This window comes from Pseudopedobacter sp. (genome assembly GCF_040392825.1).
In the GTDB taxonomy this organism is placed as follows: domain Bacteria; phylum Bacteroidota; class Bacteroidia; order Sphingobacteriales; family Sphingobacteriaceae; genus Pseudopedobacter.
In genome coordinates, this window is record NZ_JBEBVH010000098.1 from 1 (window position 1) to 13,313 (window position 13,313).

The 13,313-nt window shown below is 37.9% G+C and carries 7 protein-coding genes; 3 read left to right on the forward strand and 4 right to left on the reverse strand.

The window, feature by feature from the left end:
• Positions 1–2,928: CLIPPER-2 domain-containing protein (locus ABWO41_RS08745; RefSeq protein WP_353136558.1), on the reverse strand; the 2,928-nt coding region annotated here is incomplete at its 3' end.
• A 267-nt stretch (positions 2,929–3,195) separates the two neighbouring features.
• Between ABWO41_RS08745 and ABWO41_RS08750 the strand changes: the two genes are divergently transcribed.
• The 3 genes from ABWO41_RS08750 (at position 3,196) to ABWO41_RS08760 (ending at position 7,770) form a co-directional block, all read left to right on the forward strand.
• Positions 3,196–5,766 carry an NACHT domain-containing protein gene (locus ABWO41_RS08750; protein WP_353136561.1) on the forward strand — a complete coding sequence of 857 codons (2,571 nt, stop codon included), beginning with the start codon at positions 3,196–3,198 and terminating at the stop codon, positions 5,764–5,766.
• Positions 5,767–5,844: 78 nt separating this feature from the next.
• The gene (locus ABWO41_RS08755; RefSeq protein WP_353136564.1) at positions 5,845–6,474 is read left to right on the forward strand and encodes a sterol desaturase family protein; all 630 of its coding nucleotides are present in this window, start codon (positions 5,845–5,847) and stop codon (positions 6,472–6,474) included.
• Positions 6,475–6,483: 9 nt separating this feature from the next.
• On the forward strand, positions 6,484–7,770 hold the full coding sequence (locus ABWO41_RS08760) for an NAD(P)/FAD-dependent oxidoreductase (protein WP_353136567.1): 1,287 nt from the start codon (positions 6,484–6,486) through the stop codon (positions 7,768–7,770).
• Between the two features lie 50 nt (positions 7,771–7,820).
• Here the strand turns inward: ABWO41_RS08760 and ABWO41_RS08765 are convergent, their stop codons facing one another.
• The 3 genes from ABWO41_RS08765 to ABWO41_RS08775 all read right to left on the reverse strand — a co-directional run.
• The gene (locus tag ABWO41_RS08765) at positions 7,821–8,621 is read right to left on the reverse strand and encodes a GLPGLI family protein (RefSeq protein ID WP_353136570.1); all 801 of its coding nucleotides are present in this window, start codon (positions 8,619–8,621) and stop codon (positions 7,821–7,823) included.
• Positions 8,622–8,664: 43 nt separating this feature from the next.
• The gene (locus tag ABWO41_RS08770) at positions 8,665–11,427 is read right to left on the reverse strand and encodes an outer membrane beta-barrel family protein (RefSeq protein ID WP_353136573.1); all 2,763 of its coding nucleotides are present in this window, start codon (positions 11,425–11,427) and stop codon (positions 8,665–8,667) included.
• Positions 11,428–11,769: 342 nt separating this feature from the next.
• Positions 11,770–13,313: helix-hairpin-helix domain-containing protein (locus ABWO41_RS08775; protein ID WP_353136576.1), on the reverse strand; the 1,544-nt coding region annotated here is incomplete at its 5' end.

Genomic DNA, 13,313 nt, shown 5'->3' on the forward strand with positions numbered 1-13,313 from the left:
AACATTCCATTCCAGTGTATTGGAAGAAAATACCGCATTATCACTTGCAGTAGCAGCAATGTAAGTGGTACCAGCGGGTATAGGGTCTATTATAGAAATATTGTTTAATGTAATGTTACCGTTATTAGTCACATTGATACTATAGGTAACTTCGTCCCCAGGTTTCAATCTGGTTCCTGTTGCCAGATTGTCGGTTTTTGTGGAAATGAAACTTCTAATCTGTTCGGTCGGAATAGGATCAACCTTAGCTTCTTTTGTATTACCATTACCGTCGGTAATAGTTGCAATGTTTCCGATAGATGGGAAATTGGTTAAATCATTGCTAACCAGCACCTGAAAGGAAACAGTTTTTGTTTCTCCAACATTAAGATTAACAGACCATTTGATTGCTCCGTTATCTTCTGTTCCGCCGTTATCTGCGCTATTGGCTACATAGCTTGTACCTGCCTGAATAGGATCTGTAATAGAGATATTGTTCAGTTGGGTATTTCCAGTATTTGTAACCGAAATACTATAGGTTAAAACCGAGGCAGCATCAATTCTATTGTTTCCATTTAAACCGTTAACCGTTTTTGCAGTTGTGAAGTCGCTTACTTTTTCGGTTTCTATAGGTTGCGTTTTGGGGTTTTGCGTGGGTTGACCAGGTATGTTCACCGTAGCAATATTTTCGATGGTATTAATAGCTGTGATATCGTTAGCTACTTTAACTACTAAAGAAACGGTTAAGCTGCTGTTGGGAGCTACCGAAAGATTATCCCATTTAACGGTTCCGTTATCATTAACACCACCGTTATCAGCACTCACAAAAGATGTTCCTGCTGGTAATGCATCTTCTATAGCTACCGGGTTTAAAGTAGTTGATCCTGTATTCGTAATAGTGATTTTGTAAGTCAATTCCGAACCGGCGTCTATTTTTCCGTTTGCGTTTAGACCTTCAACAATTTTTGTACTGCCAAATCCCCCAACCTGCAGGTTTACAGCTGTACTAGCTATAGAACTACAACCGCTTAATCCGTAAGCTATCACCGTGTAAAGACCTGCATTGGTAGAGGAAGCATTGTTAATTGTATAAGTAGAGCCAGTAGCTCCCGAAATAAGGTTTCCATCCTGATACCACTGGTAAGAGGTCGCACCTGTTGCGGTTGCGATGAATGTGATAGCACCTCCGGTTCCAATAGTTTGTGTCCCGGCTAAATCAATTGTAGGTTGCGGAATATTGATTATTGTAGCCGTTACAGCTTTCAATGAACCGGGAGCATTTTCGCAGGTTCCTGTTCCACTAACGCTGATATAATAATTTCTGGTACCCGTTAATCCGGTAATGGTTAAAGAACCATCCGCATTTATGGTATGTGTGGCCCCGTTATTAATGGCCCCGTTTGTGATTTCTAACGTTCTGTTTTCGTCGAAATACCATTTAAAAACAGGATTAGTTATTGTTGCACCGGAGGCTAAGGCTGGCGCATTTAATGTAGCAGGTTGTCCAATACATACCTGAGTATTGTCTGCACTGATATCGGCGGCGGTAGCTCCTTCTGTTACAACAATAGTAACTGCAGATCTTTCTGATGCAGGATCAGAACAACCATTTCTATACAGCGCTACATAATAAACATGTGAGCCTGTCCCTAATCCTGAAGGACTGAAATTTGCCCCATTATTACTTAGGCCTGTCGTTACTTCTGTTCCATTAGAATCAAACCATCTGTAGGTAGATCCGGATTCAACCGGTACGATAGCTAAATTAACAGGTGCACCTAAACATGCTGTTATCGATCCGTTTATTAATCCGGGAGACTGAATAACAGGTTTAGGGGCAATCCTCCCTATCTCATGAATATATAGACCTCCTAAAGCCATGGCAACACCATCGCCAATAGAAATTTGTATTCGGTTAAAGATGGCTGAAGTAGGATATGTTAAAATCTGTGTGTTACCAGAGCCGCCTAACAATCTTAATCTGAGTAAAGCAGTGTTAAGGGCAAGATCTTCTGCCAGGTTACTGCCATTGTATGTTCTTATTTTAAGATTTTGAGATAAGAGATTTAAATCCAGTAGGCCCGTGTTTTGATTTCTAAGAACAAGCCTGATAGAATCTCCCGTTTTGCTTAACGAAGGAAATATTGCTGTCAGGTAAGTTTGATTTAAAACGCCTACGTTGGCTCTTAATAAAGCCGATGTGCTTTCGTTTCTGTCTACTGCTCTTTCGGCGTTTTCTACTGCATTTAAAGAACCGGCAATAATTCCGGTATTTCCATAAAGAAAATCTATGGGAGTTTCACACACCATGTTATTTGCAGCTTTGGTAAAGTATGCATGATAAACTTTTACTGAAGCCAGTGCACCAATAGACAATAGCGTATTTTCAGGTACGCCCAGTTTTACCCGTATTCCGTCGTAAGCTGCGCTGGGGGTAACCGTAAATTCTATTTGCTGTTCTCCACCCAGTACATTAACTAGTTGAGGTGGAATGTTCTGTGCACTTCCGACATTGGTCCCACCATTTGTCGCCTGAACGGTCAATCCACTTAAAACAGATAAGACATTTCCGCCCAGACCAAGTTTTACAGTAACCGGAGTTCCTGCAGCCGGTTTATCGGCACCTGTAAACTTTAAGTTTACCCAGGCTTCGCCTCCCAGTTTTACAGTTACCAGACCCAGATTCAAACCTACGACTGTAGAGTTTAAAGTCGCATAGCTCTGTATATCTCCGTTTACAGACCGAAGTTCATTCTCTACATATCCAGATCTGATTAAAACTAAGATTTGATCTGCACTCTTTTCAACCGTATTGGCATAAACTCTTTGCCGGGGTTGCTGTGCATAAGTTTTTGATAAAGAAACCAGTAATACGGCCACAACCAGCAAAGCTTGGTAGAATTTAGAGATGAGGCAGTATGGTTTCTTATTAGTAAATAATAGTTCCATAAGCGGTTGTTTTTTGAAATTTATTTTTCAATTCTAACAACCGTTTTTTAAAAAAGCCGAATTCATTCTGTTCAATTTTTTTTCTCTTCTTGTTCATTTTATTCATTCTGTTCAATATTAAATTTTATTATGGTTAATGTAACCTTTATTGTCTTTAAAAGGTATAAAACGGATAAGGTGTATTGCAGGTTTTTGCCCACTAAGAATGGGTTTTTTAAGTATTGTTCATGAATAAATTTGTGAATAAACTTATTTAAAAGGTTAAAAATGTTTTCTTTTTGGTTTTTTGCTATTTTCAAAATGGATAAAGATTTATTTTTATTAAAGAAACAAATACTCGAAAAGTCTTCTATATCAGTACCAACACCTGCAGACTGTAAGAAGATAGCTTTGTTAATCAGTAAGGCGGTTAGCAGAAATGTAAGCGAGACTACTATCAAAAGGCTTTTTGGTTTCGCCAAAACAACGCACAATTTCTCGAAGTATACTATAACATCATTACATGATTATGTTTCGGAAGAGTCTTATTTTGGTGAGGTAGAAATTTTTAAAACGGAAAAAAGAATCGAGCTCTTGCAGGCCGAAACAAAAGCAATAAGTTTAAAAACGCTTAACAATATTAAGGGAAAGAGTACCATCAGGTATGATTACACGGTAAAGCGGGAATTTCTCGAAAGAGAGTTTAATTACTTCTATAAAAAAGATTATGTGTTTTGTTCTTATGTTGCACAGGCCGGATATGGAAAATCCATTATGCTGGCACATTTGGTCGAAGAATCTTTTTTTGGCGAATATGCAGAGTTCAAAGACGATTTACTTCTGTTCATTAACCCGCATATGCTTTTGGATTTGGAAGGATATGACTATAATATTGAATTATGGTTAGATAATCAGTTGAAACATATTGTACCCGAAGGTCTGGTCAAATTCTTCAATGAATATATTGAACCTATGCAACGAAAGTTAGTCTTAATTGTAGATGGTCTGAGCGATGTTACGTTAAATAAAGATAATTCCAACAAGTTGATTAATTCTTTAGCAGATTTTATCTTTTCTAATTCCAGGCATAATTGGTTCAAAGTGGTTCTCAGTATGCGCAATATAGAATGGTTGAGTTTCTATGAAAAGATCAGACATTCTGCTTATGCCAAATCTAAATGGTATGCCGGTAATTATAGCTCGGGAGAAGAGTTTACCAATATTCCGCCTTTAACAGATAGAGAAATAGATTTGGTAATTGGTAATTTTCCCATCGATGTAAGCAGAATTAATCCCAAAACTAAAATTCAACTGAGGACTCCATTTTACCTTAGGTTTTATTATGAGCTTTTAGAAAGTGATAAGGATGAAGCCTATTTTACAGATTTAACTTATTATGAACTTATTTCAAAATATGTACATCTGAAGGTGAACCTTTCGGAACACTATACGGAAAAAATATTATTACTAAAAAAGTTTATATGCTTGGCAACGAGTATTCAAAAAGGAAATGCGGTAGAAAAAGCAGCGCTGTTAAATGATATTGTAACTTTTAAGGACGCCTATCAGGAATTGCTTTTACATGGTGTGCTGGTAGAGGAAAAACATTATGGGGGTGTGCTTCCTATCGAAATTATAAGATTTCAGCAGCCTCATGTATTTGAGTATTTTTTATTTATAGAAACCATAGATAAGCACCAAAGGCAGGTTGGTGGAGCATATCTGCAATATATCGATGCAAATTATGAAAATTCTCCTCTTGCCTTAAAACTTCTCCAATGGACTGTTCGATATGTGATTATTAATGATCAGTCGGAAGCATTGATTAAACTGATACAACACGATCTTCCGATTGCCGAGAAAAAATACTTTCTTTTTTTTATAGCAGAAATGCTGGAAAGCAGGGGTAAAGATAAGCAGTTTTATTACTCAAATTTTAACCATGCAGAAGTGCATGAAACCTTTTTTAAACAGCTCCTGAATTTCGATTTTACAGATTTTTATTATAAAAGTACACTCAAAAGTTTAGCTAAGACCTCGCAGCTTTACGAACAAAAATTTGTGTATTATGTCTTGCTGGGTTATATCTATTTTTTTGAACTTAAAATAGAAAAGCTAAAAGATGTTATTAATGAATTGAGAAAGCTGGCTAATCCTGACGATGTTTTTTGCCGGAAGCAGATAGAAGCCCTGGAGCTAATATTAGAGTTTATTACCGGAAATGCCGATTATATAGAGAAGACTCCATATTTTCTAGATGATGAAATTCTTTTGGAACATACTGAAGCAGGAGAGCTTAATACTAAAGCTATATTGTCTTATTTTTGTTATTGTGTTGTTACACTTTTTTGTGGAAGAAACGACGCTTTTATAAAAGCGACTGATAAAATTTACAGCAAACATCCTCATATTTTTAAAAGGCGCTCTGGTTTATCCCTGTATCTGCTCATCGTATCAGCCTTTGTACACCTTAATCAGGATATGGAACTTGTAAAACGTTTAACCAGACATATTACCCTGGTAAAGAATAGTATAGGGGATCACTTTCATTCATTTTTCTATTTAATGCTTTGTTTATTGATGTCTATACAAAATATATTAAAAGGCAATCTGGAGCAAGCCAATATTTACCTGGAAGAAGGTCTGGTTATAGCCGAGTTAAAGAAGGTACATTATTTTGAGAAATTGTTTTTATTAATTTCTATTCATGTATACAATCAAACGGGAGATTTTGAAACATCAGAAAAAAATGCTTACAGATTACATTGTTTGGTAGAACGCAAAAAAATATCGACCAGGAATGTTCTAAGATTAATGCGTGGGATAGGTGTAAAAAGTGATAATCTATTTGCAAAATAAGTATATTCGCATATTTCAAAAAGTTGACAACCATTTTGGTTTTCTATTGTTTATTATTTTTCGAATATACTCTTAGTTATGCAGCCAGAACAAATTAAGAACAAAGGACAAGCTAGACTGTTTGAGAATCCATTTTTAGAAAGTTTAACTAAAACCCGGCCCTGGATTATTTATGTATTATATATTCCTGCCTGTTTGTATATGTTGTATTATTCACATACAACTTTAGGGTTTAGTATTGGTGAGGTATTGGGAATTTTCTTTTTAGCTCTTTTTTCGTGGACATTGTTTGAATATTTTGCGCACAGATACCTTTTTCATTTCGAACCTAAAAATAAAATGGGCCAACGCATAGTATATATCTTTCATGGTAATCATCATGAATACCCCAGAGATAAAATGAGGCTTTTTATGCCACCTGTACCCAGTATCATTTTAGCATCTGTTATTTTTGCGGCTATATGGTACGGATCTATCCTGATTACGGGCAATCCTCATTATACTTTTATGTTTTTTCCGGGATTTATGATTGGATACCTTGCTTATGTATCTATGCATTACGCTATTCATGCGTTTGCTCCGCCCAAATACATGAAGGCATTATGGAGAAACCACCATTTACATCATTATAAATACCCTGAGAAAGGGTTTGGAGTGAGTTCTACATTCTGGGATATGATTTTTGGAACAGTACCCGAAAAAAAATAATCTGACTTTATGAATAACGGTACCAAAAAGATAGTTGTAGTAGGAGGTGGTTTTGCAGGGATCAATCTGGTTCGAAAACTATCTAAGTATGCATCTTATGATGTTACGCTGGTAGATAAAAACAATTACAATTTTTTTCCTCCACTTGTTTATCAGGTAGCAACCGGATTTTTAGAAAATTCCAATATCAGGTACCCGTTTAGGAAACTTTTCAGAGATAAGAATATCCGCTTCAGAATGGGAGCGTTAATCAGTGTAATTCCCCAGGAAAATACACTCGTTCTGGATACGGGGAACATCTTATACGATTACCTGATTTTTGCCACAGGTACAGAAACGAATTATTTTGGTCTGGAAAATGTAAAAGCGCATGCTATTCCGATGAAGACTTTGGATGACGCATTGCTAATGCGCAATATTCTGTTGGAAAGATTGGAAAAAGCAACCATAACTCAGGATCTGGAAGAGAAGGCAAGATTATTGACTGTTGTTATCGCAGGTGGTGGACCAACGGGAGTAGAGATCTCGGGCATGCTTGCCGAGCTTAGGAGATCTACTGTCAGGAGGGAGTATCCGGAGCTTAAAGGTTCCAGGTTTAATATTTATCTTGTAAATGGAGGCGGTGAATTGCTGTCGCCTATGAGTGTGAAATCTCAAAAATATACTTTGTCCTCGTTAGAAAAATTAGGGGTTAATATTCTGTTGAATACACGTGTAACAGATTTTAAAGAATCTAAAGTCTATCTGGGTAGCGGCGAAACTATTGAAGCAGAAACTTTAATATGGGCTTCCGGTGTGAGAGCGATGTCTTTTGATGGCATTCCGAAAGAAGTGTACGGCGGAGGAAACAGGATGATCGTAGACCGTTTTAACAAGGTTAAAGACATGGATAATATTTATGCGCTTGGTGATACCTGTTTGGTTACAGATGACCCTGCTTATCCTGATGGACACCCCCAGTTGGCACAGGTAGCTATTCAACAGGGTGAAAATCTGGCGGAGAATTTTATGAATATTCTTCATAATAAACCGTTAAAGCCATTCCAATATCATGATAAAGGTACAATGGCCATTATAGGAAGAAATAAAGCTGTAGCAGATATTCCGTTTAAGAATATCCACTTTCAGGGCTTTATTGCCTGGTGCGCCTGGCTTTTTATTCACCTGATGTCTTTGTTAAATTATAGGAACAGGATGAAAACCCTTTACAATTGGTCTGTGGCCTATTTTACCAAAGATAATTCTTTGAGGATGATTGTCAGACCAAGGCGGAAACAAGCGCAAACTGAAAAATAGCCTATCATGATGACAATACCTTTTGACTAATGAACCATGAACTTTATATGTCATAGTAACAAAAATCTCATATAAGGTTTAGCATAATCTCCCCATCGTTTAAAAGCAGTTTGTAAGGTGGCTATAAATTCTGTCTGATTCATAGGTTTTCCTTTTGCAGGTGCTGTAAGTACATTTTTTGCCATAGGCATATCATTAACCCGTGTTGCAAACCAGGTGATATGATCATGAGGAAGGGCCAGACCCAAAATCATTCCTGGTAAACCTGTAAAAGTCTCCGGGCCGCCAGATACGGGTATTTTGTCTGTATAGAAAGCAACCACATAGATAGAGTCCATCACCAATGCATTAGCTCTCCGGCATGGATAGCCAGCAATTTCCCTGGTTTCATCGGTTATTTTCCAGTTTATTTTTCTAAGACTGTCCTTTATCAGAAAGGTCTCTTCAAAAACAGATTTTTGTATAATGCTGGTTTTATCTTCTAAATCTGTTTGTATCGTATTAACCTGGTTTACACCAGGCATATTATTGAAAAAATTATTAGGCTGTACTTCGGTCTCTTTTACAGGTGTAAAAAGTGTTGTGGCGCCGGAAAATTTTAATACACTCTTCATTGTACTGAACTGAGGCTGTGTAGTCTTATATTGCTCAAAATACCGTTCCATATAAGCTGCCTGTTCCTTATTTCCGCTTAGGGCTTTTTTTATAAAGGCATACATATTTATCCTTTTTTCAAATTCTATTTCCCCTTGTTTGGTAAAACGCTGTTGTGCAAAAACAGTGGTGTGCAGGATAATACTTCCCATTAGGGTAAGACAGGAAATTATTTTATAAACTGTTTTTTTGCTCATGACTGTAATTTAAAATAGTTCCTAAAGAGATGTCTGTTCATAATCAATTCTCTTTGGCAGGCGTGGTCTTTATTCCACCCATTTTATTGAAATCCCATATTACCGACAGCATAAAATATCGTCTAATGGTATTATAGCTCGTTTGTGTTATCGCATTTCCATAGGCACTGCGTCTGAAGCCGGTATTCTGGTTTAGTAAATCTCTTCCAGAAAGCGATAAAGTCAAATTCTCTTTTTTGGTGAATTTTTTATCCAGCGAGGCATTCAGTAACAGTTGTTCAAAATCCTGGTTAAAGGAGACTGTTTTTGGTTGATAAGTATAATTCGCATTGGTGGCTATTCGGATTTTGCCCGGTAAATACAGCCCTATACTGCCATAGCCACTCCAGCCCCATCCGTTATTATTAAGTTCCTTTTGCAATGAAGATTGACTTGTATTGTAAGAAGGCCCAAAATTGACATAGAACTCATATTTTTTTACCGCATGTTTAGATATACTCAGTTGAGGCACATAGCTATTGGATATGGTACGATTCAATTCATCATTAATATAACTGAAATAGGTATTCCCGTTTGTTTGCAGATTTATGCCAACGTTTATTCCCAATAAAGCTTTTACCTGTTGCGAATACGAAGCGTATAGCCAGTAATTGGAAGGAGCTTTGTCGTGTAGATTTACAGATTTATATCGGCTAACACCCGCAGTATCTGTTGTACGGCTATCTACTATAGCATTACTGGTGAAATTATAAGAGGCACCTAAATAGAAATAACTATTACTCATTACCTTATAATTATTGTAGTTTATATTGAAACGATTATTAAAAGCAGGTTTTAAATCCGGATTACCCAAGTAGATGTTTAAAGGATCTGTATTGGAGCGTACAGGTTGTATCTGGTTAATGCTGGGTTGCGTGTTGCTGCCATTATAATCTAGTCTCAGTCTCTTTTGCTGTGAAAAATTATAACTGAAATTAACTTGTGGATTCAGATTAATAAAATTACGACTGAAATTGCTGTCAGTATATAAGTCCGTTTGTGCGAAGTTTACAAATGAAAGCTTACTGCCAAAATTAAGTATCACTTTTTCTTTGTTATAGTTAAAGATAGCGCCTGTTTGATGCGTAAATTGCTTTAGCTCGAAGTTATTGCTGAATTCCAGATCAAAATCGGTATAACTGCCATTTAGGGCTTTGTTAAAAGATTGCCTGTCCGAAATTCCTTTGTTCATATCTATTCCATAATTGAAAACCAATGCAAGTCGTTTGCTCAGAGGTTCTGTATAAGTGGCGTTAGTATTAAAGATTTTGTTGTCACTATTATTGAGTTTTAATTGGTCTATATTAACCACACTATCCAATATACTACTCCCGTCTGTATTTAGTTCGGGATTATAGAACTCATTCAGGGAATTAAGATAGGCTTCGCTGTTGCTGTCGTTTGAAGATGCATTAATATTAAGTGACAGGGTACGTCCTTTCTTCTTTAACTTTTTGCTCCAGAATATATTGCCAGAGAAGTTCTGCTGTTCGGTATCGTCGTCCCATAAACGGGTGCTGCTGTTCTTCAGGATATTTTCACCTGATTGAGTTCTTGCTTTGTCATCATTATGGTAACCATTATTTCTTAATGTACCGTCTACGCTTATTTTAAGATCCGAAGTAGAATCTATTTTAAGTTTGTAGGTAGCATCGAGTTTCTGGCGAAACATGCGGTTGCTAAAATTTTGGTTTGTATTACTGAAAAGAATTCCAATAGGCAGGTTGTTTTGGTTTAGTGTATTTTTAAATCCTGAGACATCAATAGAACCTATCTTATAGTTAATATTGATTGACTGTTTATTCTGATTCCATTTGGTGTCGTAGTGTGCGGCTGCCGAACTGGTTTCTGGTAAGCCTTCGCCGTTATAGCTGATGTCGTCCCGGCCACCACCTGTATTAAAGCGATTATTGTCCTGCCAGCTCAGACCGGTCTTCGCCGTATTACTATGGGTGGCATATACAGAAAATTTCTGTTTCGCAGAAAAAACATTCAGCATGGCTTGCTGCTCATTATAATCTGTAGCACCGCCAACTTCTATTTTACCAAAATAGCCGTTCTTTTTGTCTTCTTTTAGCTTAATATTCAGTGTTTTGTCTTTAATGCCGTCGTCTATTCCTGTAAAGGCAGCCTGATCACTTTTTTTGTCATATAACTGTACTTTATCTACCATATCGGCTCTCAGGTTTTTAGTTACCAGAGTTGGGTCATCGCCAAAGAACTCTTCACCATCTACCAATACTTTGGTAACTGTTTGTCCTTGTGCGGTTATTTTTCCATCCTTATCAACCTGTATTCCAGGGAATTGTTTAAGCAGATCTTCTACCTTAGCATTAGGCTGTATTACAAAAGCAGCAGCGTTATATTCTGTCGTATCTCCTTTTATTTTGATAGCATCGGTCTGGCCTTTTACAACTACCTCCTGTAATAACCTGGCTTTTAATGTCATATTAATGAGTCCGAAATCTATACCCGGATTCATCGAATCTAATTTAAAATGTTCAACATAGTCGGCATAACCCGGATAAGTAGCCAATAAAATCAGGTTCCCGCTTTTTAGTTGGTTAATGGTAAAGCTGCCATCTGCTGTAGCTCTTGTAAAAGTCACTAGTGTAGAGTCTTTTGCATGAAGTATTGCAATGCTGGTATTCTCCATCTTCAGGTTTTCTGCAGGGTCTATTACATAGCCTTTAATATGGTAAGATGATTGCGCAAATGCAGGTGCAGCAAGTAAAAGGAAAATCAGGAAGCTTAGTATAACCTTCATGGTTGCTAGTCTGTTTTTTATTTATAATTTAGGTGTCGGGCAGATTTATATTTATGAATATCCTGTTCCAGGTTTTATAATTTCATGGGCAAAAGTGAACATCAATGTTTGTAGTAAATATAAAGAAAACTATACTATATTAACAATGTGAATTTATAGTACAGCATATTCCCGGTTACAATAATTTTATCATCTCGCTATATGGCTTTTAGTCGATTCTGAAGCAGATTTATGATAGCCTGCTTTAAGCGAAGAAAATTTAATGAGTGGATGAATGTTTTGTATTTTATCTGTGCAATCATTCCGGGATGAGATAGTTTATGTTTTGAAAATAGAGGCCTGTCACTTAAAGTTCCTTCCCTTGTGGAAGACTTCTTTTGGGCTGTAAGTATCTTCGCCGTAGCCTTTTCTTTTAAGTTGGTGCAGAAGTTTAGTGAGGTCAAAACAGCGCCTGGCTACAATATGTACCACTTGTCCTTCGCGCTGTAGTTTACCCTCCACCATTAGCAGCCGGGCAGTTAGCACTTCTTTCCGGTATTTCTGGAATAAATTCTCCCAGACAATCACATTGGAAAATCCGGTCTCATCCTCGATAGTAACAAAACATACACCCTTGGCGGTTCCGGGTTGTTGCCTGATAAGTATGATGCCGGCTACCTTTACCTGTCCGCCGTTTGGAATCAGGTCCAGGTCTTTGGTAGGGCTGACATGCAGAAGATCCAGCTGCTGACGAACAAAGCTCAGCGGGTGTGCTTTTAGCGACAGTGTTGTACTGGCATAATCCTGTATGACATGTTCGCTGGTCTGCATAAGTGGCAGGGAAATCTGAGGCTCCAGCTTACTTTCCGATAGCTGCCCGGTAAAAAGAGCTTTAGGACTATCGCCCAGCGCAGCTATTTCCCATAGCGCCTGCCGTCTATCCAGTTCGATGGAACGAAAGGCATCGGCATCGGCCAGTTTTTCCAGGCATTCTATAGAAATTCCTGCATCCAGTAATTCGGTAATATTGCGGTAAGGCTTTTTGCGTTGCGAAACCAGGTGTTCCATATCCTGAAGGGTCAAACCGTTTACCTGTCTGAAACCCAGACGCAAGGCTTTGTATTGACTAGCCTGCTCTTCCAGAACATGATCCCAGTAAGAATGGTTAATGTCTACAGGACGTACCGTTACGCCGTGTTTACGCGCATCAATTACCAGTTGTGCGGGTTGGTAGAAACCCATGGGAAGGCTGTTCAGTATAGCTGCTGCAAAAACATCCGGATAATGGCATTTTATCCATGAAGAGATGTAAACCAGCAGGGCGAAACTTGCTGCATGACTTTCGGGAAAGCCATAACTTCCAAAGCCCTCAATCTGTTTGAATACCCGTAAGGCAAACTCTTTATCATATTTATTTTTGACCATACCATCCACTAGTTTCTGTCTGAACAAACTTACCTTGCCATGCGATTTGAAAGTAGCCATACTACGTCTCAACTCATCGGCTTCGGCTGGGGTAAAGCCAGCAGCTACAATAGCAATTTCCATCGCTTGTTCCTGAAAAAGTGGGACGCCGTTTGTCCTTTTTAAAATTTCTTTTAATTCCTCAGAAGGATATTCTATCAGACTGGGGTCTTGTCGTCTCAATAAATAAGGGTGCACCATATCGCCCTGTATAGGGCCAGGTCTTCCAATTGCTACTTCTACTACCCGATCGTAAAATTCTTTGGGTCTCAAGCGGGGTAACATAGACATCTGGGCCCGGCTTTCTATCTGAAATACACCAATGGTATCAGCATTGCTGATCATTTCATATACTTTTGGGTCATCCTGTGGTACATCGGCGAGGGTTAGATCCAGATTATAATGCGTCTTAGCCAGGTCGAATGCCTTGCGTACGCAGGTCA

Bases quoted from the DNA above. Each gene is read 5' to 3' on its own strand.
- ABWO41_RS08760 (WP_353136567.1), top strand. From the start codon at position 6,484: ATGAATAACGGTACCAAAAAGATAGTTGTAGTAGGAGGTGGTTTTGCA.
- ABWO41_RS08770 (WP_353136573.1), bottom strand. From the start codon at position 11,427: ATGAAGGTTATACTAAGCTTCCTGATTTTCCTTTTACTTGCTGCACCT.
- ABWO41_RS08765 (WP_353136570.1), bottom strand. From the start codon at position 8,621: ATGAGCAAAAAAACAGTTTATAAAATAATTTCCTGTCTTACCCTAATG.
- ABWO41_RS08755 (WP_353136564.1), top strand. From the start codon at position 5,845: ATGCAGCCAGAACAAATTAAGAACAAAGGACAAGCTAGACTGTTTGAG.
- ABWO41_RS08750 (WP_353136561.1), top strand. From the start codon at position 3,196: ATGTTTTCTTTTTGGTTTTTTGCTATTTTCAAAATGGATAAAGATTTA.